Below are 26,891 nucleotides of genomic sequence, written 5' to 3'. Positions count from 1 at the left end.
TTCGAGGCATGCCTGCTGCCGATACCGGGGCGTCCACCACCGTGGACGCCGATACCGTCACCGTCCCTGCCCCCGACTCGCGGATGACCCCGGGTGGCCCCGGCTACCGCCGGATGAGCCTCGCGCTCTTCCTCGCCGGCGTCGCGACCTTCGCGCTCCTCTACTCCACGCAGGCCCTGCTGCCGCTTCTCTCCCGCGACTTCGGGGTGACGGCGAGCGCGGCGAGCTGGACGGTGTCCGGCGCGACCGGCGCGCTGGCGCTGTTCGTCCTTCCCATGAGTGCCCTGTCCGAACGCTTCGGGCGGCGCACGCTGATGACGGCGTCGCTGGCCGTGGCGGTGACCGTCGGACTGCTCGTCCCCTTCGCCCCGTCGCTGGGCTCCCTGATCGTGCTGCGGGCGGTGCAGGGCGCGGCGCTGGCCGGTCTGCCCGCGTCGGCGACCGCGTACCTGGCCGAGGAGGTACGGCCCAAGGCCCTGGTCACGGCGATCGGTCTGTTCGTGGCCGGGAACAGCGTCGGCGGGATGAGCGGCCGGATCATCACCGGCTGGGTCGCGCAGGAGTGGGGCTGGCGGGTGGCCGTCGGCACGATCGGTGTGATCGCGGTCGCGTGCGCGGTGGCGTTCCGTCTGCTGCTGCCGGCGCCGAGGCACTTCACGGCGGGTTCACTGCGCCCGCGCGTGCTGGCCCGCACGGTCCGCGACCACCTCGCCAACCCGCTGCTGCGCCGGCTGTACGCGATCGGCGCGCTGTTCATGACGGTGTTCGGCGGTGTCTACACGGTGATCGGCTACCGCCTGACGGAGGCGCCGTTCGGACTGCCGCAGGGCGTCATCGGCTCGATCTTCCTGGTGTACCTGGTGGGCACGGTGTCGGCGTCGACAGCGGGGCGGCTGGTGGGCCGTCTGGGCCGCCGCGGGGCGCTGTATCTGGCGGGCGGCACGACCACGGCGGGCCTGCTGCTCTCCCTGGCGCCGTCGCTCCCCGTGGTCCTGCTGGGCCTGGTCCTGATCACCGCCGGGTTCTTCGCGGGCCACGCGGTGGCGTCGTCGGCGGTCAGCCACACGGCGAAGGAGGGCCGCGCGCAGGCGTCAGCGCTCTACCAGTCGGCGTACTACGTCGGCTCCAGCACGGGCAGCACGCTCGGCGCGGTCGCGTTCCACGCGGCGGGCTGGGCCGGAACGGTGGGCATGGGCGTGCTGGCGGTCGTGGGCGTCGTGGTGATCACCCTGGCCGGATCGCGGGCGGCCCGGGTCGCCGCGCGCCGGGAGCCGGTTCCCGCGCACTGACCCCTCCTCGCAGGCGCGTCCTGGAAGCCGCTGTGACCTGGGTGTTCATCTGCTCCGGGGGCCGTTGTCAGTGGGCTGCGGTAGCTTCCGAAGTGCTGGGGCGCGACGGCGCGCCACAGGAACGGCCGCAGGGGTGGGTGGACCATGAGCGACGGCACGGCGACGGTGGAGGACCTCGACGTCCGGCTGGAGAAGCACAGGGTCGAGCTGACGGGGTACTGCTACCGCATGCTCGGCTCGTCCTTCGAGGCCGAGGACGCGGTGCAGGACACGATGGTCCGCGCCTGGCGGAGCTACGAGAAGTTCGAGGGCCGCTCCAGCCTGCGCTCGTGGCTGTACCGGATCGCGACGAACGTCTGCCTGGACATGCTGAACGCGGGCAACAAGCGGGCCCGTCCGATGGACCTGACGGAGGCCACGCCGCTGGAGCGGGCCGCTCTCTCCCCCCGCCCGGACCACACGTGGCTGGAGCCGATGCCCGACGCGCGCGTGCTGCCGACGACCGGGGACCCGGCGGAGGCGGCCGTCGCCAAGGAGTCCGTCCGCCTGGCCTTCATGGCGGCCCTGCAGCAGCTGCCGCCCAAGCAGCGCGCGGTGCTCATCCTGCGGGAGGTGCTGGCCTGGAAGGCGAGCGAGGTCGCCGAGCTGCTCGACACCTCGGTCGCCTCGGTGAACAGCGCGTTGCAGCGGGCGCGGGCGACGCTCTCGGAGAAGAGTGGCGAGGGGTCCGACGCGGCCGTCTCCGACCCCCTCGACGAGGAGCAGAAGAAACTCCTCGAGCGCTATGTGGCCGCCTTCGAGGGGTACGACATGGCGGCGCTGACGGCCCTGCTGCACGAGGACGCGGTGATGACGATGCCGCCGTTCGACCTGTGGCTGCGCGGCACCTCGGACATCACCGGCTTCATGACCACGCTCGGCGCCGCCTGCGCGGGTTCGCGGCTGGTACCGGTCGCGGTGAACGGCCTGCCGGGCTTCGCCCAGTACAAGCCGGACCCGGAGAAGGGCGGCTTCACGGCCTGGGCGGTTCAGGTGCTGGAGACGTCAGGCGGCCGGATCACCGGGTTCCACTGCTTCCTCGACACCCGGCGCTGGTTCCCGCTGTTCGGGCTGCCCCTCGAGCTCGATCGGGAGGCCGACGAGGTCGAGTAGCGCGCGCAGGGCGGGCGCCGGGTCGCGCAGCCGGATGCGGCCCCCGGCCCGCCGGGCGGCGAGCTGCAGCCGGGCCAGTACGTCGACGGTGGCGAGCCGTACGGGCCTGAGAGCGCCGACATCGCATACGACGACCCCGGTGCCGGTGGTCTCCAGCAGCGCTCGCACGTTGTCGCCGAGCTGCGCCACCTCGTCGGGGGCGACGGGTCCGGCCAGCACGAGTACGGGGGGTGTCTTGGCGTCCACGGAGGGTGGACCGGGCGGACGCCGGCAAATCATCGGCAGCGGCTGTGCCTCTAGTCGACCGGAAACTCGCTGGTGTCGATGACGAGATCGAAGGGAGCCGGAAGCTTGATGGCCTCACCGAACTTGGCGGTGCCCAGCGGGCGGTAAACGTCGCCCTTCGGTTCTCCGTAGAGCGTCGCGGTGGGACCTTCGGGGGCCCAGCGGTCGACGAGGAGGTAGAGCGGGATGTCGGTGGCGGCGTAGGCGGCGGGCTTGCTGATGCGGTCGTGGCGGGCGTTGGACTTGGAGGTCACCTCGACGACGAGTTCGGCGAGGGCGGCCGGGACGTGGGTGTCCGATTCCGCGCACTCCATCCGCGGAGCCACCACAAGGTCCGGGATGAGCATGCCCAGACGCGACGGCACGGCGAGGGCCAGTGTCTGGTAGATCCCCCAGTCATCGGGGATCACGGAGTAGAGGCGACGCTGGATCAGCTCCGCGATGACGTTGTGGCGGGGCGCGGGAGCAGGTGACACGGTGATGATCCCCTCGATGATCTCCACCTTGCTGCCCTCAGGCCATTCCATCTCCTCCCAGAACCGGACGAGCTCGTCCCAGCTCTGCTCGGGGTCATGGCTGACGGTGAGTGCGCTCATGGCGGTCTCCTATCGCTGCGTCACCGATCCCAGCATGCCGAACGGGATCGGCGGCGGTCCACCGATCCCGTTCACCCGAAAGGGAAAACACCTGGTCAGGCGATACGTTCCAGCACCACCGGCGACGCCGTGAACTCGGTCCCCGGCGCCGCGATGTCGTAAGAACCCTCCACCGCCTCCAGCGCGTACGCGAACCGCTCCGGCGTGTCCGTGTGCAGGGTCAGCAGCGGCTGGCCCTCCGTCACCGTGTCGCCCGGCTTGGCGTGCATCTCCACGCCCGCCGCCGCCTGCACCGGGTCCTCCTTGCGGGCCCGGCCCGCGCCGAGGCGCCAGGCGGCGACGCCGATGTCGTAGGCGTCGAGGCGGGTCAGGACACCCGACGACGGGGCCTTGATCACGTGCTGCTCCTTCGACGTCGGCAGCGGCGCGTCCGGGTCGCCGCCCTGGGCCACGATCATGCGACGCCAGACGTCCATCGCGGTGCCGTCCGCCAGGGCCTTCGCCGGGTCCGCGTCCTTCACCCCGGCCGCGTCCAGCATCTCGCGGGCCAGGGCGATGGTCAGCTCCACCACGTCGGCCGGGCCGCCGCCCGCCAGGACCTCCACCGACTCGCGGACCTCCAGCGCGTTGCCCGCGGTCAGGCCCAGCGGGGTCGACATGTCGGTCAGCAGCGCGATCGTCTTCACGCCGTGGTCCGTGCCGAGGCCCACCATCGTCCGCGCCAGTTCACGGGCGTCGTCCAGGGTCTTCATGAAGGCGCCCGAGCCGACCTTCACGTCCAGGACCAGCGAGCCCGTGCCCTCCGCGATCTTCTTCGACATGATGGAGGAGGCGATCAGGGGGATGGCCTCCACCGTGCCCGTCACGTCGCGCAGCGCGTACAGCTTCTTGTCCGCGGGTGCCAGGCCGTCGCCCGCCGCGCAGATCACGGCGCCGACACCGTCCAGGACGGACAGCATCTCCTCGTTCGACAGCAGCGCGCGCCAGCCCGGGATCGACTCCAGCTTGTCCAGCGTGCCGCCGGTGTGGCCGAGGCCCCGGCCCGACAGCTGCGGGACCGCCGCGCCGCACGCGGCGACCAGCGGGGCCAGCGGCAGCGTGATCTTGTCGCCGACGCCGCCCGTCGAGTGCTTGTCGGCCGTCGGTCGGGAGAGGGACGAGAAGTCCATGCGCTCGCCCGACGCGATCATCGCCGCCGTCCAGCGGGCGATCTCACGGCGGTTCATGCCGTTGAGCAGGATGGCCATCGCGAGCGCGGACATCTGCTCGTCGGCGACCTCACCCCGCGTGTACGCGTCGATGACCCAGTCGATCTGCTCGTCGCTCAGCTCACCGCGGTCCCGCTTGGTGCGGATGACGGAGATGGCGTCCATGGCCATGGGTTCCTTCCGGAGGTTCGAAGGACCGAAGGTCCGAAGGTGTACGGCCCCTCTGAGCCGTGGAGATCGACTCAGAGGGGCCGCACAGGAGTTACTTGGTGAGATGGTCCGGGCCGAAAGCCTGCGGCAGCATCTCCGACAGCGGCAGGACCCCCGCCGGAGAGTCCACCAGCAGATCGGGGCCCCCGAACTCGTACAGCAGCTGGCGGCAGCGACCGCACGGGACGAGCAGCTCGCCCTCGCCGTTCACGCAGGTGAAGTGCGTGAGCCGGCCGCCCCCGGTGTTCCGCAACTGCGAGACGAGCCCGCACTCGGCGCACAGGCTCAGGCCGTAGGAGGCGTTCTCGACGTTGCAGCCGGTGACGGTCCGCCCGTCCTCGACGAGGGCCGCCACGCCGACCCGGTAGCCGGAGTAGGGGGCGTAGGCGCGGGACATCGCCGCGCGCGCCTCCTCCCTGAGGGCCGTCCAGTCGAACGTCGCGGGCTCGGTCACTTGCCCTGTCCCTTCCGGTACCGCATGCCGTCGGCCTTGGGCATCCGCAGGCGCTGCGCGGACAACGACAGTACAAGCAGGGTGACGACATACGGGGTGGCGCCGACGAAGTCGCTCGGGACCGTGTCGGTGAGCAGGTACCAGACCAGCACCAGGGCGGCCATGACCAGGCTGACCACGCCCTGCACCATCGCCTTGCGGTACAGCTTCCAGCCGGCCAGGGCGACGAGCAGGACGACCAGCAGGAGCAGCAGCGCGTGCACGGTCGTACCGCCGTTGCGCAGCTGGAGCGCGTCGGAGTAGCCGAACAGTCCGGCGCCCATCGCCAGGCCGCCAGGGCGCCAGTTGCCGAAGATCATCGCCGCGAGGCCGATGTAGCCGCGGCCACCGGTCTGGCCCTCCAGGTACGTGTGCGAGGTGACCAGCGCCAGGAAGGCGCCGCCGAGGCCGGCGAGACCGCCGGAGACGGCTACGGCCGCGTACTTGTAGGTGTAGACGTTGACGCCGAGGGACTCGGCGGCGGTCGGGTTCTCGCCGCAGGAGCGCAGCCGCAGACCGAACGGGGTGCGCCACAGCAGCCACCAGCTGGCGAGGAACAGCACCGCTGCCAGGACCGTGATCACGGACAGGTGGGTGACCAGGCCGCCGAGGATGCCGGCGATGTCGGAGATCAGGAACCAGTGGTGGTTCTCGATCGAGTGCAGGCCGTCGGAGAGGCCGGGCACGGTGACGTCGGGCAGGTTCCCGACCGGCGGGGACTGCTTGGGGTTGCCGCCCGCGTTCGCGGCCGCGCCATTGGTGAAGAACAGCTTGGCGAGGTACTGGGTGGCGCCGAGCGCGAGCAGGTTGATCGCGACACCGGAGACGATGTGGTCGACACCGAAGGTGATGGTGGCGACACCGTGCACCAGGCCTCCGACGACGCCGAAGCCTATGCCCATCAGCAGGCCGAGCCAGGGGCTGGTCTGCCAGCCGACCCACCCGGCGCCGAAGGTGCCGAGGATCATCATGCCCTCGAGGCCGATGTTGACCACACCGGCTCGCTCGGACCACAGGCCGGCGAGACCGGCGAGGCCGATGGGCACGGCGAGGCCGAGGGCGGCGCTGACCTGGCCGGCGGAGTCGAGGTCCTGCGAGCCGGTGATCATGCGGACCGCGGCCAGGAGCAGGAGCGCACCCGCGACGAGGACGAGGACCTGGCCGAGCGAGCGGCCGGATCGCTGGGGCGCGTCGCCCGCCTTGGGCGCCGCGGGCGGCGGCGCGTCGGTCATCGTGGCAGTCATCACGCCACCTCCTGCTTCTTCGTCTGGGCGGCGGCCTGGGCGGCGAGTTCGGCGCCGACCTTCTGCTGCTGGCGCTTCAGGCCGTAGCGGCGTACGACCTCGTAGGCGATGACGACGCACAGCACGATGACGCCCTGGATGACGCCGAGGATTTCCTTGTCGTAGCCCTGGAATTCCAGGTGGTTGGTGGTGCGCTCCAGGAAGCCCCAGAGGAGGGCGCCGAGCGCGATGCCGACCGGGTTGTTGCGGCCGAGCAGCGCGATGGCGATGCCGGTGAAGCCGATGCCCGCCGGGAAGTCGCTGCTGAACTGGTGGCTGTCGTTGAGCAGGGTCGGCATGCCGATCAGACCGGCCACCGCACCCGAGATGATCATGCTGGTGACGACCATCTTCTTCACCGACACACCGCTGGCGGTCGCCGCGCTCTCGGACTGGCCGACGGTGCGCAGGTCGTAACCGAACCGGGTGCGACCGAGCACGAACCAGTACGCGATGCCGACGATCACGGCGATGAAGATGAAGCCCCACAGGTCACCGGCCGGGCCGGTGTTGATGCTGAAGAAGTGCGAGGCCGAGGGCAGCGGCTTGGTGGCGACGACGGTGCCGCCCTGCTGGAGCTGGGCCAGCTTTCCGGGTTGGAGCAGGTAGGCGATGATCGCGGTGGCGATCGAGTTCAGCATGATCGTCGAGATGACCTCGCTGACGCCGCGGGTCACCTTCAGGATGCCGGCGATGGCCGCCCACACGGCGCCGGTCGCCATGGCGCAGAGCAGGATCAGGATGATGGAGAGCCATCCCGGCGTGGTCAGCGCACCGCCGAGGACGGCGGCGAAGAACGCGGCGAGCCGGTACTGGCCGTCGACGCCGATGTTGAACAGGTTCATCCGGAAGCCGATGGCCACCGAGACGCCCGCCAGGTAGTAGGTGGTCGCCTTGTTGAGGATGTAGACCTGGCTGTCGCTGGCGAAGCCGTAGGTCACCATGTCGTTGAAGGCGGGGCCGGGGTTCTTGCCGGTCGCGAGGATCACCAGGGCGGTGACGACCAGCGCGGCGACGACCGCCAGCACCGGCGCGGCGATGCCGAGGAACAGCCGCTCCTTGTCGATCCGTGAGGTCAGCTTGTTCATCGCGCGTCGTCCTCTGTGTGCTCCAGGTGGCCGGTGGCCGCACCGGTCATGGCGGAGCCCAGCTCTTCGGGGGTGATGGTGGCGGGGTCGGCGTCGGCGACCAGACGGCCGCGGTACATCACCCGCAGGGTGTCGGAGAGACCGATCAGCTCGTCCAGGTCGGCGGAGATCAGCAGCACGGCCAGGCCCTCGCGGCGGGCCTCGCGGATGTAGTCCCAGATGGCCGCCTGGGCGCCGACGTCCACACCGCGGGTGGGGTGGGCGGCGATGAGCAGCTTGGGGTTGTGGCTCATCTCGCGGCCGACGATCAGCTTCTGCTGGTTGCCGCCGGACAGCGAGGCCGCGGTGACGTCGATGCCGGGGGTGCGGACGTCGTAGGCCTGGACGATCCGCTCGGTGTCGGCGCGGGCCGCCTTGATGTCGATGAGGCCGCCGCGCGAGTTGGGCCTCTCGGTGACGTGGCCGAGGATGCGGTTCTCCCACAGCGGGGCTTCCAGCAGCAGGCCGTGGCGGTGGCGGTCCTCGGGGATGTAGCCGATGCCGGCCTCGCGGCGGCTGCGGGTGGCGGCCTGGGAGATGTCGATGCCGTCGAGGGTGATCACGCCGGCGTCCGGATGGCGCATGCCCATGATCGCCTCGACCAGCTCGGACTGGCCGTTGCCCTCCACACCGGCGATGCCGAGGACCTCGCCCTTGTGGATCGTGAAGGAGATCTCGTCGAGGATGATCCGCTCGATGCCGTCGAGGTCGGTCTGCGCCAGGTGCAGGCCGTCGACCGTGAGCATCGGGACGTCCGTGACCGTGGACTCCGCGGTCTCCGGAGTGGGCAGCTCGCTGCCGACCATCATCTCGGCGAGCTGCTTGGGGGTGGTGCGCGACGGCTCGGCGGTGCCGACCGTCGTACCGCGCCGGATGACGGTGATCTCGTCGGCGACCGACAGCACCTCGCCCAGCTTGTGGGAGATGAAGATGACGGTGAGGCCCTCGGACTTCAGCTCACGCAGGTTGTCGAAAAGCGCGTCGACCTCCTGCGGCACGAGCACGGCGGTCGGCTCGTCCAGGATGAGGGTCTTGGCGCCGCGGTAGAGGACCTTGAGAATCTCCACGCGCTGGCGGTCGGCGACGCCCAGCTCCTCCACGAGCACGTCCGGGCGGACGTTGAGACCGTACGCGTCCGAGATCTCCTTGATCTTCGCACGGGCCTTGTTCCCGATGCCGTACAGCTTCTCCGCGCCGAGGACGACGTTCTCCAGCACGGTGAGGTTGTCGGCGAGCATGAAGTGCTGGTGCACCATGCCGATGCCGCGGGCGATGGCGTCACCCGGGTTGTGGAAGACGACCTGTTCGCCATTGACCGTGATGGTGCCCTCGTCCGGCTGCTGCATGCCGTAGAGGATCTTCATCAGGGTGGACTTGCCGGCGCCGTTCTCACCGCACAGGGCGTGGACGGTGCCCGTGCGGACCGTGATGTCGATATCGCGGTTGGCGACGACGCCGGGAAAACGCTTGGTGATGCCGCGCAGTTCGACGGCAGCGGGAGGGCTGGACGCGTTGATGGCGCACTCTCCTCGGGGAAAGGGGCTGCGTGGGGGAGGTGGCGGGCGTCGGCGACGCTAGCGCGGCAACTCTGCGCTACACGCGTAGAGTTGACACATTGTTATGGCTCGGCGGGGAGCTTGTGCAAGCTGCCCCCGCGCCGAGCCTGAAATCCGGGGATCCGGCCGGATCGCCTGGTCGGCGGTCCGGCCGGACCTGTCAGGTCACGGGGTCGTCTTGACCTTGATCTGACCGTCGACGATCTTCTTCTTCGCGGCGTCCAGCTTGGGCTGGATGTCGTTGATGAAGCCGCCGCTGGTGGCCAGCGAGACACCGCCCTTGGCCAGCGAGTAGACGTTGTTGCCGGTCAGCGGCTTGCCGTCCTTGACGGACTTGATGAAGTCGTACACACCGACGTCGACGTTCTTGACCATGGAGGTCAGGATCGAGCTCTTGTACTGGGCCAGACCCGGGATGTTGTACTGGTCGGAGTCCACGCCGATGGCCCAAGCGCCCTTGGCGCCGTGCACGGCCTCGATCGCACCGTTGCCGGAGGAGCCGGCGGCCGTGTAGATGACGTCGGCGCCGTTGTCCAGCATGCCCTGCGCGGCCTGCTGCCCCTTGTCGGGGCTGGAGAAGCCGGAGAAGTCCTGACCGTGGGACAGGTACTGGACGTCGACCTTGACCTTCGGGTTGGTGTCGTGCACGCCCTGGACGTAACCCGCCTCGAACTTCTTGATCAGCGGGTTGTCGACGCCGCCGATGAAGCCGACGTGGTCCTTCTTGGTCTTCAGCGCCGCGGCGACACCGGCGAGGTAGGAGCCCTGCTCCTCGGTGAACGTGATGCTGTTGACGTTCGCGCCCTGAACGACCGAGTCGACGAGGCCGAAGCTGGTCTTCGGGTACTTCGCGGCGATCTTGGTCACGGCGGGGGCGTAGGAGAAACCGACGGCGACGATCGGGTTGTAACCCGCGTCCGCCAGGTCCTGCAGACGCTGCTCGCGGTCGGCCTCGGTGTCCGACGTCTTCGCGGTCAGCTCCTTTATGGAGCCGCCCAATTCCTTCTCGGCCTTGTCGGCACCACGCGCGGCGGAGTCGTTGAAGGAGCGGTCACCACGGCCGCCGACGTCGTAGGCAAGGCCGATCTTGATGCCCTTGCCGCCGCTGGAGGACGACGGCGAGCTGCTGTTGTCGGAAGAGGTGCTGCCACAGGCAGTGGCAGTCACGGCGAGGGCTGCGGTCGCGATACACGCAGCGGAAAGCTTTGCTACCCGGCGCACGGGAAGGCTCCTTCACCTGACCTGAGCGCCATGTCGGCGCTTGATGTGAGCACCATGCCGGTGCTTGAGCCGAGGCGCCCCTGCGGCGTCGGCTTCGCGGCATCGTAACGCGCGTAGATGTCAGAAAAACACCTCTCGCGAAGCCGTTATCGATTCGAGGCAAACACTGTCTGAACTCGGAGTCTTACCCCTCGTCGCACACCGTTGCGGACCATGGACGAATGGCTTACGGACATGTTGCGTCCGACCGCGCAACGGCCCCGCAGGGCCGTCGCCTCACGCTCTCTCCACCGCGTCCAGCAGTGCCGCCGCCGTGAACAGTTCCACGCCCACCGTGATGGCGTGCTCGTCCGCGTCGAAGTCCCCCTGGTGCAGGTCCCGCACCACGCGGTCCCCGGGGCGGCGGACGCCGAGGCGGGCCATGGCGCCGGGCACCTTCTCCAGGTACCAGGAGAAGTCCTCGCCGCCGAGGCTCTGCTCGGTGTCCTCCACCGAGTGGGCACCGCGCCGCGCGGTCATCGCGTCGCGCAGGAGTTCGGTGGCGCCGGCCTCGTTGACGACCGGCGGCACCCCGCGGACGTAGTTGATCTCGGGCTTGGCCTTGTACTGGTTGGCGATCTCGTCGACCGCCGCGTGCACCAGGTCCGGCGCCTGACGCCAGGCGTCGAGGTCCAGGCAGCGTACGGTCCCGGAGATCTCGGCGTGCTGGGGGATCACGTTGCAGGCGTGCCCGGACTCGATGCGCCCCCAGGTGACCGAGAGCCCGCTGCGGGCGTCGACGCGGCGCGCGACCATCCCCGGCACCTCTGCGGCGACACGCGCGGCGGCCAGCACCAGGTCCGTGGTGAGGTGCGGGCGCGCGGTGTGACCGCCCGGGCCGTCGAGCGCGACCTCGAGCCGGTCGCAGGCGGAGGTGATGGGGCCGTGCCGCAGCCCGATGCGCCCGGCGTCGACCTTGGGGTCGCAGTGCACGGCGATGATCCGCCCGACTCCCTCCAGGACACCGGACTCGATGGCGTCGGCGGCCCCGCCCGGCAGGACCTCCTCGGCGGCCTGGAAGACCAGCCGCACCGGCCGCGGCAGCCGCCCCTCGCGGTGCAGCTCGGCGAGGACGAGTCCGGCGCCGAGGACGACCGTGGTGTGCACGTCGTGGCCGCAGGCGTGGGCGCGGTCCGGCACGGTGGAGCGGTAGGCGCAGTCGGTCTTGGTGTCCGGGATGGGGAGCGCGTCGATGTCCGCGCGGAGCGCGAGCATGGGGCGTACGCCGTCCGGGTCGCCGATGTCACACACGAGTCCGGTCCCGGTGTCGAGGACGCGCGGCGTGAGACCCGCCTGCTCCAGGCGGGCCTTGATCGCGGCGGTCGTACGGAACTCCTGGTGGCCGAGTTCCGGGTGCATGTGCAGGTCGCGACGGAAGGCGACGAGTTCCGCGTGCAGCGCCTCGGACAGCGTGCCGGGAAGCACCGCTTCCCCGGGGTGATCGGCCTCGGACTCTAGGGACATCAATTGGTTCACCCTTTGAAGGGTAAGGCGATCGGGCGGCCGGCCTCCCTGCGATCAACAAAACTTCAGCCCGTCAGGGGAGAAAAATCTGGCCGCACGCCGCATGGTCGGCTGTGGGGATGGGTAAACTCGCCCGGCTTTCCGGGCGACGGGATCGCGCCGGGGGCGGGAACGGGGCCGCGGAGGTGACCGCGACGGCGTCCCGGCGCCGTGGGAGGCGCCCGGTGATCCCAGGACGGGACCGCTTCCGTGTACGGGCGTCCCGTTACGTGAACGCTCGAAGGGTTCCGAGCGATTCCCGTACACCACGGATACCACGGCACGCCGCCTTCCCGTCGCAGAAGCGTCACCTCCCCTACGACTCCCCAGCCCGTGCGCGGCCTCACATGGCGAAGTGGTGAACGCTTGAAAGCAGCCTTCTGCCCGTGCGCCCGCGCGGGTGGCGTCACCCGCGTGAACCGTGAAACGCCGAGGAACCGGACTTCCTACGGAGCACCCGCGTGTCGTGCGACGCGATGGCCCCGGACTGCGCCGACCGCATGCCCGACGATCTGGCGGGGCTCCGGCCCGGTCGGCGGTCTATCCCGCCGCCACGTCCTGCTCGGCGGCCGCCACGTCCGGTCCCCCCGTCGCCGACGACACCCGGTCCACGTCCCGCGCCGTGTCCGTCACCCCGGACAGGAAGCCCTGCGCCCGGGGCGAGGCGTGGTCCGTGAGCCAGGCAGGGTCGATGTCGCACACCGCGACGCGGACCTCCGTGCCGACGAGGGCCAGCGGCAGGGTGTGGACGACCGTGGAGGGGAAGCTGAGGATCGTACGGCCGACGGGGCCGCGGCGGGCGATCAGTTCCAGGGGCAGGTCCGGCCGGACCACCTCCAGGCCCGTCTCCACCGCCAGCTTGTGGAGTTTCACGGGGCTCTCCCTGCGGTGGGCGAAGTAGCGGGTCGCCCCGTGAGCGGTGGCGAGGGACCGCACCGCCTCCAGATAGCGCTCGCCGTCCACCACGCCCGTCTCGACGAGGGAGGTGCCGACCAGGTCCGCGCCCTTGGTCAGGCGTGGCGGGCCGAAGCGGGCCCGGGTCCAGGCGAAGTCGTTCGGCGTGATCGTGGCCCCGGCCGGGGCCTCCTCGATCGGCATGGAGGAGAAGATCTCCACGGTGTGCCGGGTACCCGGGGTCAGTCTGCGGCGCGCCGAGGACGACACCGGTGCGAACAGCAGGTCCCGGGGGCTCCGGCGGCCGCCCTTGCGGTGCCAGCGCACCAGGCGTTCACCGCGGGCGAGCTGGGCGACGAACTCCATGGTCGCGGTGCCGTCGTCCACCACCACCAGCTCCCGGGCCCCGGTGATGGTCAGCAGCAGCTGGACGTAGCGGGAGAACGGGTCCCCCATCACCACCCGGCGCGCCCGGCGCAGCAGCGGGGTGAGGCCGCCGATGGTCTGGAAGGGCGCCAGGACCCCGCCCCGGGCCTCCTCCCAGCGGACCTCGTACCCCTCGTCACGGGCCAGTTCCGCCATGCGGCGCAGCTGGCCCCGGGTCATCGGGTCGGTGGGCGCCAGCACCACCAGGGTGAGCCCCTCCTGCGCCGTACCGTCCGCCGCGCCCCCGTCCCCCGGCGCCGTACCGTCCGCCGCACCCCCGTCCCGCGGCACCGCACCGTCCACCCCCGCGCCCGCGCCGTCCCCCGTCGTACCGCGCGGCCCCGTCCCGTCCCCCGGCGCCGTACCGCGCGGCCCCGTCCCGTCCCCCGGCGCCGTACCGCGCGGCCCCGTCCCGTCCCCCGGCGCCGTACCGCGCGGCCCCGTCCCGTCCCCCGGCGCCGTACCGCGCGGCCCCGCCCCGTCCCCCGCCGTACGCCCCGCTCCAGCCCCCCGGCCCCCCTGCGCGGGAATCACCCCTGGCCGCCGGCGCCCCTGCGCCGGGACCGCCGCCGCGCGCCCGGGCACGGCGCCCCCCGCGGTGCCCAGGGCGTGCGCGTGGGCCCACTCCAGCACGTTCAGGAGCTGTACCGGGCTCTCGACGAAGGCCAGCGTGGAACGGCGGTGGCCGGCGGATCCGGCGCGGGGGCTCATCGGTGTACGACCGTTCCGTAAGGCGCTCAGACCGCCGCCGGCTCGCCGGCGGCCACGGCGATCTCCGCCTCGGCGACGACGCCGGTGACGCGGCGCAGCTTCTTCATCGGGCCGAGCTCGGAGTCGTAGACCTTCTTCACACCGTCGCCCAGTGCCGCCTCGATGGTGCGGATGTCGCGCACCAGGCGCGTGAGGCCCTGGGGCTCGACGGAGGCCGCCTGGTCGGAGCCCCACATGGCGCGGTCGAGGGTGATGTGGCGCTCGACGAACACCGCGCCGAGGGCGACCGCGGCCAGCGTGGTCTGCAGGCCGGTCTCGTGGCCGGAGTAGCCGATCGGGACGTTCGGGTACTCCTTCTCCAGCGTGTTGATCACGCGGAGGTTGAGCTCCTCGGCCTTCGCCGGGTAGGTCGAGGTGGCGTGGCACATGAGGATGTTGTCGCTGCCGAGCACCTCCACCGCGTGGCGGATCTGCCTCGGGGTCGACATGCCCGTGGACAGGATGATCGTGCGGCCGGTCGCGCGCAGGGCGCGCAGCAGCTCGTCGTCGGTGAGGGACGCGGAGGCGACCTTGTGGGCGGGGAGGTCGAACTTCTCCAGGAAGGCGACCGCCTCGGTGTCCCACGGGGACGCGAACCAGTGGATGCCCTTCTCCGCGCAGTACTCGTCGATCCGGCGGTACTCGTCCTCGCCGAACTCCACGCGGTGGCGGTAGTCGATGTAGGTCATCCGGCCCCACGGGGTGTCGCGCTCGATGTCCCACTGGTCGCGCGGGGTGCAGATCTCAGGGGTGCGCTTCTGGAACTTCACGGCGTCGCAGCCGGCCTCGACGGCCACGTCGATCAGCTTGAAGGCGTTCTCCAGCTCACCGTTGTGGTTGATGCCGATCTCGCCGCAGATGTAGACGGGCTTGCCCGGGCCGACCTCGCGGGAACCGAACGTGCGCAGACGGGAGTTGGTGCTCATGGCAGGAACTGTCCTTACGTGTGGAGGGAATCGAGAGAGGGGCCGAGGATCCAGCTGGCGATCTCTCGGATCGCGCCGTCGCCACCGGGGACGGTGGTGACCGCACGGGCGGCGCCGCGTACCACGTCGTGGGCGCTCGCGACCGCCACGGGCCAGCCGACGAGGGCGAGGCACGGGAGGTCGTTGACGTCGTTGCCGACGTAGAGCACGCGCTCGGGCGCGATGCCCTGCTCCTCGCACCACTGCTTCAGCGCGAGGTCCTTCCGGTCGATGCCGTGCAGGACCGGGATCTTGAGCTTCCGGGCCCGTGCGGCGACGACCGGGTTCACTTCCGTGGAGAGGATCAGCATCTTCAGCCCGCTCTTGCGCAGGGCCGCGATGCCGAGTCCGTCCCCGCGGTGCACGGAGACGAACTCCTTTCCATCGGCGTCGATCAGCACCCGGTCGTCGGTCTGGGTGCCGTCGAAGTCCAGTACGACCGCGTCGACGTCATCAGCAGTGGGCAGCGAACCGGGCAGGTCCGCGTCGAAGAGGGGCGCCAGAGCCCGTGCCCGCGCCAGGTCGTGCGGGTCGTCGATCTCCAGGACCCGCGCCGGGTCCGTCCGCACCAGCTCCGTACGGCCGAAGAAGCGGTGCTGGTGCTCGCGGAAGCCGGCCGCGTCCATCGCGTAGGCGGCGCCGGTCTCCAGCAGGTCCTGGGGGCGGTCCTGGCGGCGCGGGCGGAAGGACTTGTCGTGGTTGACGCCGTAGCCGCCGCCGACGGCCGCGTCGGCCTCCGCGCGGGTACCGGCGGCGACCTCGTCCGCCGCGTCCTCGTGGTCTCGCCAGATGAAGCCGTGGAAGGGGGCCACGGTCACCGCGGTGTCCGCGCCGTTCTCGACGATCGCGCCCGCCACCCCGTCGATGTCCTCGCGGACGATGAACGGGCTGGTGCACTGCACGAGCAGGACGACGTCGACGGACGCGCCGTGCAGGGCCTCGTGGGCGGCCATGGCGTGCAGGACGGCGGCCTCCGAGGTGGCCGTGTCACCGGCGATGGCGGCCGGCCGCAGCACGACCTCGGCGCCGGCCTGGCGCGCGGTCGCGGCGATGGCCTGGTCGTCGGTGGACACCACGACGTCCGTCACCAGGCGGGCCGCGAGGCACTCGCGCACCGCGCGCGCCACCAGCGGCACACCGCCGACGGGGGCGAGGTTCTTCGCGGGCACGCCCTTGGAGCCGCCGCGCGCGGGGATCACTGCGAGCACCCGGCGCACCGAAGCGCCTCGGCCCGCTTCCGGGTTGGGCATGGGGTCCACTCCTTGAAGAGAGGTCACAGCTCACCCATCCGCCGGATGACGGGCGCCACCCGCTGCACCCCGTGCCGGTACGCGCCACGCGCCGCACGGCGGACGATCCGGCGTACGGGTCCGGGCGCCTGGTCGGAGGCGGGCGCGCCCGGCAACGGGCTGCCGTCCGGGGCGAGGTGGTGGCGGGCGAGGACGCCGGGCAGATAGCCGGGCGCGGTGACAGGGGTGTAGTAGGGCTTGAGCGGCGGGAGTCCGCCGGTGGTCAGCAGCTCGCCGATACGCTTGCGGGCCTCGTCGAAGGCGGTGGCGTACGAATCTCCCCCAGAGGGGGAACCCCCGGCAGCGACGCCCTGCCGGGCCACCCACTCGGCATCGGGTGTCGGCTCGTGCCCGGCGTCGAGCTGGTCCCAGGAGGCGAGGCAGCCCGAACCCACGAAGTGGTGGTTGCCGAGCGCCTCCCGCACCCCGAGGTCGGTGAGGACGACGGTGGGGATACGGCGGTGCAGGGACTCCAGGGCGGCTGTCGAGCTGACCGTGACCAGCAGGTCGGTGTGGTCGAGGACCTCGCCCATGTTCCCGTAGACCAGGCGGAAGTTGGCCGGCAGGTCGTGCCGCCGGGCCAGCTTCTGGTAGGGCAGTTCCTCGATGTGGGTGGTGTGCTCGCCCGGCTTGGAGCGCAGCTTGAGCAGCACCTCGCGCTCGGGGTGGCGGCGCGCGTGCCGGACGAGCCGGTCCAGCAGGTACGCACGGTCCTTGCGGGTCTCAGGGACGGAGGGCTGGGCGGCGAAGACGACCGTGTAGGGGTCCTTCTTCTCGTAGGGGGCGCCGCCGAGGAAGGGCAGCGCGACCTCGGTCACCGACGAGGCGTCGGCGCCCACCCCCTCGAGGACGGCCCTGAAACGCTCGGCGTCCTGGCGGGAGTTGGCGAGGACCAGGTCCGCGCCGTGCCGCAGCAGCAGGCCGTCGGCGAGCTTCTCGTAGACGACACCGACGTAGCCGGTGACCACCACGGGCCGCTCGGGGCGTCCCTGCCAGGCGTGGGCGAGACCGTGCAGCATCGCCTGGACGCCGCCGCCGACGAGTGCGAGCACGAGGACGTCGTACGTCTCCTGCGTCATCTCGCGCAGGAATTCGACGGCGGTGACCTCGCGGAGCGAGTCCGCGCGGACGCCGACCTCCCTGAGCTGGCGGGCGGTGGGGGTGGCACGGCCCCGCAGGAGGAAACCGTCGAGCCGGATGTCCGAATCGGCTGTTTTATCGGATGTTTCCGTCGATTCGGTGGTCTCCGCGAATTCCGTCGGTGAAATGCGGGCAGCGGTGAGCGCACCCCATTTCCACCGGGTGTCGGAATCGGCTAGGACGGCGACCCGCAGACGCCTTGCAGTACTTGCTGGCACGACGAAGACGCTAGGAAGGGATTTCGAGGCGCGGCCGAAGCGGAATACAACAAAGGGTTAACAGCGCGGCGACGGACAGCGAATCAGTCGGTGAAACCGCCAGGAAACAACTGGGTTCACTATTCCGCCACGCGTCGTTCACTCCGCATCAAACCGCCGGTCAAGACGAATGCCGGGCCGCCGCCTACCGTCACAGGCGTGGTCAAGCTCTCCGTCATCGTGCCGTTCTACAACGTGCAGCAATACGCGCCCGACACCCTGAAGAGCCTGCGTGCGAACGCGCGCGAGGACTTCGAATTCATTCTCGTCGACGATTGCTCGCGCGACGAGACACCGGACATCCTCGCGCGTGCGGAGCGAGAGCTGCCAGGCGCGGTGGTGGTGCGGCACGAGAAGAACGGGGGGCTGGCGACCGCACGCAACACCGGGATCGACACGGCACGCGGCGAGTACCTCACGTTCCTCGACGGGGACGACTGGCTCGCCCCCGGCTACTATCCCAAACTGGTCGCCGCCATCGAGGAGTTGGGCTGCGACTTCGTGCGCACCGACCACGTCCAGTGCACCGGGCGGGCGCGCGCCATCCACCGGGTGCCGCACGGCCGGCGCGGGGTGGTGATGAACCCGCGCGACGCCATCCTGCCCGCCGACCGCTCCACCTCCGTCGACTACGCGTACGCCTGGGCGGGTGCATACCACCGCCGCCTCGTCGACCGCGGTCTGCTGCACTTCACCGACGGCCTGCGCACCGCCGAGGACCGGCCCTGGATCTGGAAGCTGCACCGGGAGGCGGAATCCTTCGCCGCGGTGAGCCTCATGGGCGTCTACTACCGGCGCGGTGTCGCCTCCTCGCTCACGCAGATCGGGGATGTGCGGCAACTGGACTTCATCCGCGCGTTCGACCAGGTCGTGGCGGAGACCGCCGGGGACCAGGATGCCGACAAACTGCTCCCCAAGGCCGTGCGCACCTACTGCGCGATCATTTCCCACCATCTGGGATCCATCGAAAGGTTCGAGCCGCCGGTGGCACGGAAACTGAAGTCGATGAGTGCTGTCGCACTGCGGCGCATGCCGCAGGACGTGCTCGACGACGCCCTGGACTCCATGGACATCGAGCGGGCCTCGCGCCTGCGCCGGCTGCGCCGCCGTCCCGCCTCCGCGGGGGTGGCCGCGTGACGACGCAGATCTTCCTGGCGTCGACGCTGTACGGCACCGCGACCCTGGCCGCGGCGCTGGACAGCGAGTGCTTCGCGCCCGCCGACCGGCGCATCCTGCTCGTGTCCAACAACGCGGCGACGCCCGAGACCACGCCCGGTCTGGACGAGATGCCCGGCTTCGAGCGGCTGCGCGGCCGCTTCGACGAAGTCATCTCCTGGAACGAGACCATCCACCCCTTCCACCCGGGCGGCTGGGCCCCGCGCCTGGACGACGTCCCGCTGTGGGAACGGCACCTGCGGCTCCTGTGGAACCTCGGCGACGACGACATCGAGCTGGCCGTCGAGTCCATCCAGGTCAACCCGGCGCTCGGCGTCTGCCAGATCTTCACCGGCGCGCCCGTCACCGTCTACGCGGACGGCCTGATGAGCTACGGCCCCACCCGCAACAAGATCGACCCGCTGGTCGGCACCCGCGTGGACCGGCTGCTGCACCTGGACCTGGTCCCCGGCCTGAAGCCGCTGCTGCTGACCGAGTTCGGCGTCGAGCTGGAGATCGTGCCGACGGACGCGTTCTCCAAGGTGCTCGCGGAACTCGAGGACACCGGCGACGCGCTGCCCGCCGTTCAGGCCCCCGCGCTGCTGCTCGGCCAGTACCTCTCGGCGCTCGACATACTCACCGCCGTGGAGGAGGAGAACCTCCACGTACGGATGCTGAAGGGCGCCGTCGCGCTCGGGCACACCCGGGTGGTGTTCAAGCCGCACCCCTCGGCTCCGGCCCGCTGGTCGCGCGCGCTGGAGAAGGAGGCCGAGAGGCTGGGCGCCGACCTGACGGTGCTCGACACCCCGGTGCTCGCCGAGGTGCTGTACCAGCGCATGCGTCCGGCCCTGGTCGTCGGCTGCTTCTCCACCGCGCTGCTCACCGCGTCCGCGTTCTACGGCCTCCCGGTCGCCCGTATCGGCACCGAGACCCTGCTGGAGCGCCTGACACCGTACGAGAACAGCAACCGCGTCCCGGTCACGATCGTCGACGCGCTGCTGCCCGAGCTGACGGCCCGCAAGGCGGTCGAGGACCAGCGCCGGGGCATGGAGGTCGAGGACCTCGACGCGCTCGTGCGGGCCGTGGGCTTCGCGATGCAGCCGAAGATCTACCCGGATCTGCGGGCGCACGCCGAGCGTTATCTCACCGAGCACCTGAGCCCGCGCACCTGGCGGTACTTCAAGCGCCGGCGCCTGACCTCGCTGGCGCTGCCCGGCGGGATCCCCGTCCAGCTGGCGTTCATCCCGCGCAACGCCACCGTCCGCAGGGTCGCCCGCCGGGCCCGGGCCCTCAGGCGCCGGCGCGCCGCCCGGCCCTGAGCCCCCGCGGCACGGCACCGCACCGTCCCCGTCCGGCCCTTCGGCGGGGGCGGGCCGTCTCACGGCGGCACCCTCGAAGCCCCATCCCTCAGTCGGCTCACAGGAATTGGCCCGCTGTTCACCTCGCCGCCCGTTCGGATGACCCCTGCCGGGCAGATGCTGGGCAGCTCTCGCACCGTTTCCGTCCGCTCAAGGGAGTGCCCTGTCCTCATGGTCGCCACAGCAGAAACGGCTCCACCGCCCCGCCGGCTCGATGACGTCCCCGGCTGGTTCCCCGTCCTCGACCAGACGCTCTTCAACTGGTTCCTCGACCGGCAGGAATCCGCCGGGATGCGCGGAGACCTGCTGGAGGTCGGGGTGTACATGGGCAAGAGTGCGATCTTCCTCGGCCGGCATCTGAGGGACGGCGAGAGGTTCACGGTGTGCGACCTCTTCGGGGGCGACGCACCGGACGACGCCAACCGGGCGGAGTCGACGAAGTCGTACAGCGCCCTGACCCGGCAGGCCTTCGAGGAGAACTACCTCTCCTTCCACGACGCGCTGCCCCGCGTCCTTCAGGGACCGAGCTCCATGGTGCCCGACGCGGTGCCGCCGCGCTCCTGCCGGTTCGTCCACATCGACGGCTCGCACCTGTACGAGCACGTCCACGGCGACATAGGAGCGGCCCACGACCTGCTGCTGCCCGGCGGAATCGTCGTCCTGGACGACTTCCGCTCGGAGCACACCCCCGGTGTCTCGGTCGCCGCCTGGGAGGCGGTGCTGAACAGGGGCCTGCGCCCGATCTGTCTGAGCACGCAGAAGCTGTACGGGACCTGGGGCGATCCCGAGCCCGTCCAGGAAGAGCTGCTGGCGATGGTGCAGGGGCGCGAGGACTGCCACCTGAGCGTCCAGCAGGCCGCCGGCCACCGCATCGTCCGCCTCAAGTCCAAGGGCATGCAGGCACCGCCGTTCCCGCCGTCGCGGCACGCGGACACCCCCGAGGCCCCTGCGGCCGCGATCCCCGCGCAGCCCACCCGGCGGCCCGCGGACCCGCCGAAGCGTCCCGCGGTCCCGCGCAGCCGCACCCGTAAGCTCGCCGCGGATCTGCTCCCGCCGGTGGTCACCCGCGCGATCCGCAAGGCCCGCAACCGCTGAGCGGCGCGTTCACGCCCGGTGCCGTCCGCGTTCACCCGGGCCGGGGCCGCCGCCCCGGCCCGGTGCAGCCGGCCTGCGTCCTGTCGCGTGGCGACCTGCCCGAGGACCGGCCGGACGTCACGAACTGACGGTGACGGGCTACGCGCTCGCCAGCGACAGCTTCACCGCGAACCCGAGGAACAGCAGGCCCACGGCCGAGGTGGCCCCCGCCGACAGCCGCTTGCGCCGCCGGAAGGCCGCCGCGAGGCGGGTGCCGCTGAATATCAGGGCGCTGAGGTAGAGAAAGCTGGCGAGCTGGGCGAAGGCGCCGAGGACGACGAAGGACAGCGCGGGGTAGGCGTATCCCGGGTCGACGAACTGCACGAAGAAGGCGACGAAGAACAGGATCGCCTTCGGGTTGAACAGGCTGATGACGAGGGCGCGGCGGTAGGGCCGCTCCTCGGCGGGGGCGGCGGGAACGGCGGCGGGCGTGTCCTCGACGGCCTTCTCCCGCCGCGCACGCCACATCCCGACGGCGGCGCGCAGCATTCCGACCGCCAGCCAGCTGAGATATCCGGCGCCGGCGTACTTCACGATTCCGAACAGCACGGCGTTCGCCTGGAGCAGCGAGGCGACCCCGGCGGCCGACAGCGTCATCAGCACGGTGTCCCCGCACCACACGCCCGCCGCGGCGGTGTACCCGGCGCGCACCCCGCGCCGGGCGGCGACGGACAGCACGTACAGGGAGTTGGGCCCGGGCAGCAGGACGATGAGGACGAGCCCTGCCAGGTAGGTGGGGAGATCGATGACGCCGAACATGGCAAGGAGTGTCGCACGGGGGTACGACACTCCACCCTGCCGGTACGACGGTCAGAAGACGTCCGACGGCACGTACGTCCCCCACACCTCCCGCAGCGCGTTGCACACCTCGCCCACCGTCGCGCGGGCCTTCAGGGCGTCCTTCATCGGGTACAGGACGTTGTCCGTGCCCTCGGCCGCCTTCTTCAGCTCCTTCAGGGCCGCGTCCACCGCCGGCTGGTCGCGTTCCGCGCGGAGCTTGGCGAGGCGTTCGGCCTGCTGGGCCTCGATCGCGGGGTCGACGCGCAGCGGCTCGTACGGCTCCTCCTCGTCGAGCTGGAAGCGGTTGACGCCGACCACGACCCGCTCGCCGGAGTCGGTCTCCTGGGCGATGCGGTAGGCGTTGCGCTCGATCTCGTTCTTCTGGAAGCCCCGTTCGATCGCCGCCACCGCGCCGCCGAGGTCCTCGACCTTCTCCATCAGCTCCAGCGCCGCCGTCTCGACCTCGTCGGTCATCTTCTCGATGACGTAGGAGCCCGCGAAGGGGTCGACCGTCGCCGTCACGTCCGTCTCGTAGGCCAGCACCTGCTGGGTGCGCAGTGCCAGACGCGCGCTCTTGTCGGTCGGCAGGGCGATCGCCTCGTCGAAGGAGTTGGTGTGCAGCGACTGGGTGCCGCCGAGCACGGCCGCGAGGCCCTGGACGGCGACCCGGACGAGGTTCACCTCGGGCTGCTGGGCCGTCAGCTGCACGCCCGCCGTCTGGGTGTGGAAGCGCAGCATCATCGACTTCGGGTTCTTCGCGCCGAACTCGTCCTTCATCACCCGCGCCCAGATCCGGCGGGCCGCGCGGAACTTGGCGACCTCCTCCAGGATCGTCGTCCGCGCCACGAAGAAGAACGACAGGCGCGGCGCGAAGTCGTCCACGTCCATCCCGGCCGCGACGGCCGTGCGCACGTACTCGATGCCGTCGGCGAGCGTGAACGCGATCTCCTGCGCGGGAGACGCGCCCGCCTCCGCCATGTGGTAGCCGGAGATCGAGATCGTGTTCCACTTGGGGATCTCGGCCTTGCAGTACTTGAAGATGTCCGCGATCAGCCGCAGGGACGGCTTGGGCGGGAAGATGTACGTCCCGCGGGCGATGTACTCCTTCAGGACGTCGTTCTGGATCGTGCCCGTCAGCTGGTCGGCGGACACGCCCTGCTCCTCCGCCACCAGCTGGTACAGGAGCAGCAGCAGCGCGGCCGGGGCGTTGATCGTCATCGACGTGGACACCTTGTCCAGCGGGATTCCGCCGAACAGCACCCGCATGTCGTCGACCGAGTCGATCGCCACGCCCACCTTGCCGACCTCGCCGTGCGCGATCGGGGCGTCGGAGTCGTGGCCCATCTGGGTGGGCAGGTCGAAGGCGACCGACAGGCCCATGGTGCCGTTCGCGATCAGCTGCTTGTACCGGGCGTTCGACTCGGTCGCCGTGCCGAAGCCCGCGTACTGGCGCATCGTCCACGGACGGCCGGTGTACATCGTCGGGTACACGCCGCGCGTGAAGGGGTACGCCCCCGGCTCGCCCAGCTTCTCCGCCGGATCCCAGCCCTCGAGGGCGCCCGGCCCGTACACCGGCTCGATGGGCAGTCCGGACTCCGACTCGCGCGCCATGGTGTGTGCCTCCGCGTTGCTTCGTTGCTTCGTACTCGGCTTGGTGGCCTGGCTTCATTACTCGCCAGTACAGACGACCCTCGCGACGGACTGTAGCGGCGGCCCTGCGCGCGGTGGAATTGCCGCACGCTGGGACCTTGCTCACAACCATGCCCCCTGGTTCGCCGTCGGTCACGCGCGGGGAACATCTGAGGAGATGCGATCGGACAGAGGCGTCCGGTGGGACGGCGGGGGGGCGGTATGCGTACCAGGGGCATGGGGAAGTCGCTCGTCGCCGGGGCCGCCGTGCTCCTCGCGGCCGCCGGCTGCACGGCGCAGCCGGGGGAGGCGGGTGGCGGGGACGGCGGGAACCGCTCACCGGTGCACATCGAGGTCCCGCGCACCCCGTCCGGCGCCGGGCGCACAGCGTCCGGGGACGGCGCGCCGAGCACCGTCGCGCCCACCCCGAAGCCCTCGCCCGCCACGCTGTGGCGGCGCGGCGACTCGGGTCGCGGGGTGCGCGAGCTCCAGGCCCGGCTGCGCCAGGTCGACTGGCTGTTCGACGGCCCGACGGGGACGTACGACGACCTGACCGAGAACGCCGTCAGGGGTTTCCAGGGCAAGCGCGGATTGCCCCGAACGGGTGAGGTCGACTCGGCCACCTGGCAGCGGTTGCTGGCCATGACGCACGAGCCCGGCACATGGGAGCTGTATCTGATGGGCGGGCAGCCGGCCGGGGCCCCGGACCGGCGCTGTATGACGGGCCGGGTGCTGTGCGTCGACAAGACGAGCCGCACGTTGCGCTGGATGGTGGACGGACGGACGCTCTCGACGATGGCGGTGCGCTTCGGCACGGAGTACACCCCCACCCGCGAGGGTGTGTTCCGCGTCTACTGGAAGTCACGCGACCACGTGTCCACGCTCTACCACTCGCCGATGCCGTACGCGATGTTCTTCAGCGGCGGTCAGGCGGTGCACTACTCCTACGACTTCGCGGCGCGCGGCTACGCCGGGGGCTCGCACGGATGTGTGAACGTACGGGACGAGTCGGCGATCGCGGCGCTGTTCGCCCAGGTGCGGGTCGGCGACAAGGTCGTCGTCCACTGGTAGGCGCCGGAAGGAGGATGTGGGGCGCGGGCGGGACCGGGGGAACGTGTCCCGCCCGCGCCGGTGCACGAGCCGTGGGTACGGGGGGAACCCCGGCTCCGTGCGACGGCCGATGACCAGTCGGCTCACTCAGTACTGCGCCACGGCGGCCGAAAGTGTCACACCCCCGGCGAAGAATTTTTCAGGAGAAGCGAAGGCGCAGGTCAGCGCGGCACGGCGAGCGCTCAGTAGTTCTCGGCGGAGCCCAGCGCGCTGTACGTCGGGCGCGGGGACGCCGTGTGCGTCGGGACGGGCCCGACCAGACCGCGGGGTGCGGTCGGCGCAGGGGCGACCGGCGCTATGTGGCCTTCGCCGTCACCGCTGTTGCCGCCGTGGTCGCCGTCGCCGTCGCCGCCGGTGTTCCCGTTCCCACCGGTGTTCCCTTTGTCGCCGCTGTTCCCTTTCCCGTCGCCGCTGCCGCTCCCGTCGCGGCCGGAACCCTCGTCGCGGCCGCCGAGGACGCCCTTGCAGTACGCCTTCACCCGGCCGCTGCCGCCCGCCGCGTCCGCCAGGTCGCGCAGCCGCTCGGGGCCGAGGAGCTTGCCGCCGGCCATGTCACGGCAGGACGAGCGCACCTCGGTCCAGCGGTCACCGGTCCGGCCCGCGGCGCGGTTGCCGGCGTCGCCGGGCCGGCCGGTCCCGGTGGAGCCGTCGAGTGCCTCCTCGCTCGAGGAGCCGTCCCGTCCGGGCGCACCCGTCGTGCCGCCCGGCGTCGCGGACGAAGGGCCTCCGGTTCCTGGCGCGCCAAGCGTCTCAGTGGCTGAGGGCTGAGGGGACGTCAGGGCGGGCGACACGGACGCGGCAGGTCCCGGCTCGTCGCGGAACGGTGTCGGCAGCACTCCGGTTCCCGCCGCCACCGCGACCCCGCCGATCATCCCGGCGGCCACCGTGGCGGCCAGTCCGAAGCGCACCGTGCGCCACCGGCGGGCCCGCCGCCCACCCGCCTCGGGACGGCCGAGACGGACGAGTCCGGCGTCGGCGGTGGGGGTCCCCACGACTCGAGCGAAGTCGAGAGCTTGGGGTAGGGCCGCCGGTTCGTTCCGGGCCGCGCGGGCGGCCCGGAACGCGGCCACCGCGGCCTCCTCGCCCGGGAGTTCACCGCTGGTCGAAGAGGGTGTGGCGGCCAGAGCGGCGAGTGCTTCGGCGAGCCGTTCGGCGCGGGCGCGCGCATCGGCGTCGACGGGGGCCGGGGGCTCTCCGCGCAGCAGACGCTCCGCCGCGTCCCTGTCCAGCCACCTGTCCTGCTCGTCGGCCATCACATGTCCTTCTGCGTCCGCGAACGCGTATGCGTCACACCGGCGGACGACACCGCACGTCTGTGCGCGTCCCGCTGGGGAGGCATGGCGCCGAGCGCGCCAGCCGATTCCGGATCCGTGTCAGGGTTCACATCGAGCAGCTCCGCGAGCCGCTTCAGACCGCGGTGCGCCGCCGTGCGGACGGCTCCCGGGCGCTTGCCGAGGGTCTCGGCGGCGGTCTTGGCGTCGAGACCCACGACCACCCGCAGCACCACGGCCTCCGCCTGGTCCTGCGGAAGCTGGGCGATGAGGGACAGTGTGCGGTCGGTCGCCAGGGCCTCGATGGCCTCCACGGCCGTGTCCGACTCGGCGGGCTTGCCGGTCAGTTCCGTCTCGTCGCCGCCGATCGCGGGGCGGCGGCCGCGCATCCGTATGTGGTCGAGGGCGCGGTTGCGGGCGATACGGGCCGCCCAGCCGCGGAACCGGTCGGCGTCGCCGCTGAACCGGTCCAGGTCACGGGCGATCTGCAGCCAGGCCTCGGACGTGACGTCCTCCGCGTCCGGGTCCCCGACCAGCGTGCGCACATAGCCGAGCAGCCGTGGATGCACCGCGCGGTACACAGTACGGAAAGCGGTCTCGTCCCCCTCCCGTGCCGCAAGTACCGCGGCCGTCAGCTCCGCGTCGTCCCCCAGCACCCGAACTGCCCCTCTGTGCGCCTGATCCGGCACCGCTCGCGCGCGCCGGGCTCTCGCCGTCGTGATTCCTCGTCCTGCCTGTGGTCTTCAGGCCGCTCGTGGTCTGCGGCGGTTG

Annotated in this window: 23 protein-coding genes; 6 read left to right on the top strand and 17 right to left on the bottom strand. The window is 71.2% G+C overall.

What is annotated here, in order from left to right:
• The first annotated feature begins 8 nt into the window (after positions 1-8).
• Together SY2F82_RS11880 and SY2F82_RS11875 are read left to right on the top strand one after the other, a co-directional pair.
• Positions 9-1,289 (top strand): MFS transporter, encoded by a 1,281-nt coding sequence (locus SY2F82_RS11880; protein ID WP_200418965.1) that lies wholly within the window; start codon positions 9-11, stop codon positions 1,287-1,289.
• A 144-nt stretch (positions 1,290-1,433) separates the two neighbouring features.
• On the top strand, positions 1,434-2,441 hold the full coding sequence (locus SY2F82_RS11875; RefSeq protein ID WP_200418964.1) for a sigma-70 family RNA polymerase sigma factor: 1,008 nt from the start codon (positions 1,434-1,436) through the stop codon (positions 2,439-2,441).
• On the opposite strand, the gene SY2F82_RS11870 is transcribed toward SY2F82_RS11875, so the two are convergent.
• The 13 genes from SY2F82_RS11870 to SY2F82_RS11810 form a co-directional block, all read right to left on the bottom strand.
• Positions 2,334-2,720: an STAS domain-containing protein gene (locus tag SY2F82_RS11870; RefSeq protein ID WP_200418963.1), complete on the bottom strand. Its 387-nt coding sequence runs from the start codon at positions 2,718-2,720 to the stop codon at positions 2,334-2,336. The genes SY2F82_RS11875 and SY2F82_RS11870 overlap by 108 nt on opposite strands.
• A gap of 17 nt (positions 2,721-2,737) precedes the next feature.
• The gene (locus tag SY2F82_RS11865) at positions 2,738-3,322 is read right to left on the bottom strand and encodes a Uma2 family endonuclease (protein WP_200418962.1); all 585 of its coding nucleotides are present in this window, start codon (positions 3,320-3,322) and stop codon (positions 2,738-2,740) included.
• Between the two features lie 95 nt (positions 3,323-3,417).
• Positions 3,418-4,701, bottom strand: coding sequence for a thymidine phosphorylase (locus SY2F82_RS11860; protein ID WP_200418961.1), 1,284 nt, complete (start codon positions 4,699-4,701; stop codon positions 3,418-3,420).
• A 91-nt stretch (positions 4,702-4,792) separates the two neighbouring features.
• On the bottom strand, positions 4,793-5,194 hold the full coding sequence (locus tag SY2F82_RS11855) for a cytidine deaminase (RefSeq protein WP_200418960.1): 402 nt from the start codon (positions 5,192-5,194) through the stop codon (positions 4,793-4,795).
• Positions 5,191-6,477: an ABC transporter permease gene (locus SY2F82_RS11850; RefSeq protein ID WP_200418959.1), complete on the bottom strand. Its 1,287-nt coding sequence runs from the start codon at positions 6,475-6,477 to the stop codon at positions 5,191-5,193. Before SY2F82_RS11850 ends, SY2F82_RS11855 begins: the two co-directional genes overlap by 4 nt.
• Positions 6,477-7,604 (bottom strand): ABC transporter permease, encoded by a 1,128-nt coding sequence (locus SY2F82_RS11845; protein WP_200418958.1) that lies wholly within the window; start codon positions 7,602-7,604, stop codon positions 6,477-6,479. The genes SY2F82_RS11850 and SY2F82_RS11845 overlap by 1 nt, the downstream gene beginning before the upstream one ends.
• Complete coding sequence (locus SY2F82_RS11840; protein WP_236041426.1) at positions 7,601-9,160, bottom strand: ABC transporter ATP-binding protein; 1,560 nt, start codon at positions 9,158-9,160, stop codon at positions 7,601-7,603. The genes SY2F82_RS11845 and SY2F82_RS11840 overlap by 4 nt, the downstream gene beginning before the upstream one ends.
• 204 nt (positions 9,161-9,364) lie before the next feature.
• Positions 9,365-10,420 carry a BMP family protein gene (locus SY2F82_RS11835; protein ID WP_200418957.1) on the bottom strand — a complete coding sequence of 352 codons (1,056 nt, stop codon included), beginning with the start codon at positions 10,418-10,420 and terminating at the stop codon, positions 9,365-9,367.
• Positions 10,421-10,696: 276 nt separating this feature from the next.
• Entirely contained in the window at positions 10,697-11,923 is a 1,227-nt protein-coding gene (locus SY2F82_RS11830) for an amidohydrolase (protein ID WP_200418956.1), read from the bottom strand.
• A gap of 579 nt (positions 11,924-12,502) precedes the next feature.
• Complete coding sequence (locus tag SY2F82_RS11825; protein ID WP_374707159.1) at positions 12,503-13,585, bottom strand: hypothetical protein; 1,083 nt, start codon at positions 13,583-13,585, stop codon at positions 12,503-12,505.
• A 434-nt stretch (positions 13,586-14,019) separates the two neighbouring features.
• Positions 14,020-14,958 carry an N-acetylneuraminate synthase family protein gene (locus SY2F82_RS11820; RefSeq protein WP_200418954.1) on the bottom strand — a complete coding sequence of 313 codons (939 nt, stop codon included), beginning with the start codon at positions 14,956-14,958 and terminating at the stop codon, positions 14,020-14,022.
• Positions 14,959-14,972: 14 nt separating this feature from the next.
• Positions 14,973-16,247, bottom strand: a complete 1,275-nt coding sequence (locus SY2F82_RS11815) for an acylneuraminate cytidylyltransferase (RefSeq protein ID WP_200418953.1) — start codon at positions 16,245-16,247, stop codon at positions 14,973-14,975.
• Positions 16,248-16,270: 23 nt separating this feature from the next.
• Positions 16,271-17,644 (bottom strand): DUF6716 putative glycosyltransferase, encoded by a 1,374-nt coding sequence (locus SY2F82_RS11810; protein ID WP_200418952.1) that lies wholly within the window; start codon positions 17,642-17,644, stop codon positions 16,271-16,273.
• A gap of 198 nt (positions 17,645-17,842) precedes the next feature.
• Here SY2F82_RS11810 and SY2F82_RS11805 point away from each other — a divergent pair, with 198 nt between their 5' ends.
• From SY2F82_RS11805 to SY2F82_RS11795, 3 genes are all read left to right on the top strand, one after another.
• Positions 17,843-18,820 (top strand): glycosyltransferase family 2 protein, encoded by a 978-nt coding sequence (locus SY2F82_RS11805; protein WP_200418951.1) that lies wholly within the window; start codon positions 17,843-17,845, stop codon positions 18,818-18,820.
• Positions 18,817-20,157, top strand: a complete 1,341-nt coding sequence (locus SY2F82_RS11800; protein ID WP_200418950.1) for an alpha-2,8-polysialyltransferase family protein — start codon at positions 18,817-18,819, stop codon at positions 20,155-20,157. The genes SY2F82_RS11805 and SY2F82_RS11800 overlap by 4 nt, the downstream gene beginning before the upstream one ends.
• A gap of 210 nt (positions 20,158-20,367) precedes the next feature.
• A complete protein-coding gene (locus SY2F82_RS11795) occupies positions 20,368-21,291 on the top strand; it encodes a class I SAM-dependent methyltransferase (protein WP_200418949.1) in 924 nt (307 codons plus the stop codon).
• Between the two features lie 138 nt (positions 21,292-21,429).
• On the opposite strand, the gene leuE is transcribed toward SY2F82_RS11795, so the two are convergent.
• Together leuE and SY2F82_RS11785 are read right to left on the bottom strand one after the other, a co-directional pair.
• The gene (gene leuE / locus SY2F82_RS11790; RefSeq protein ID WP_200418948.1) at positions 21,430-22,089 is read right to left on the bottom strand and encodes a leucine efflux protein LeuE; all 660 of its coding nucleotides are present in this window, start codon (positions 22,087-22,089) and stop codon (positions 21,430-21,432) included.
• 51 nt (positions 22,090-22,140) lie between these two features.
• A complete protein-coding gene (locus tag SY2F82_RS11785) occupies positions 22,141-23,721 on the bottom strand; it encodes a methylmalonyl-CoA mutase (RefSeq protein WP_200418947.1) in 1,581 nt (526 codons plus the stop codon).
• Between the two features lie 240 nt (positions 23,722-23,961).
• Between SY2F82_RS11785 and SY2F82_RS11780 the strand changes: the two genes are divergently transcribed.
• Positions 23,962-24,810, top strand: a complete 849-nt coding sequence (locus SY2F82_RS11780; RefSeq protein ID WP_236041361.1) for a L,D-transpeptidase family protein — start codon at positions 23,962-23,964, stop codon at positions 24,808-24,810.
• Between the two features lie 221 nt (positions 24,811-25,031).
• Here SY2F82_RS11780 and SY2F82_RS11775 read toward each other — a convergent pair whose 3' ends face one another.
• Both SY2F82_RS11775 and SY2F82_RS11770 read right to left on the bottom strand, forming a co-directional pair.
• Positions 25,032-26,102, bottom strand: coding sequence for a hypothetical protein (locus SY2F82_RS11775; RefSeq protein WP_200418946.1), 1,071 nt, complete (start codon positions 26,100-26,102; stop codon positions 25,032-25,034).
• Positions 26,102-26,776 carry an RNA polymerase sigma factor gene (locus SY2F82_RS11770; protein WP_200418945.1) on the bottom strand — a complete coding sequence of 225 codons (675 nt, stop codon included), beginning with the start codon at positions 26,774-26,776 and terminating at the stop codon, positions 26,102-26,104. The genes SY2F82_RS11775 and SY2F82_RS11770 overlap by 1 nt, the downstream gene beginning before the upstream one ends.
• Positions 26,777-26,891: the final 115 nt, after the last annotated feature.

Source organism: Streptomyces sp. Y2F8-2, assembly GCF_014905555.1.
Classification (GTDB): domain Bacteria; phylum Actinomycetota; class Actinomycetes; order Streptomycetales; family Streptomycetaceae; genus Streptomyces; species Streptomyces cynarae.
This window is presented reverse-complemented; position numbering and strand designations above follow the sequence as displayed.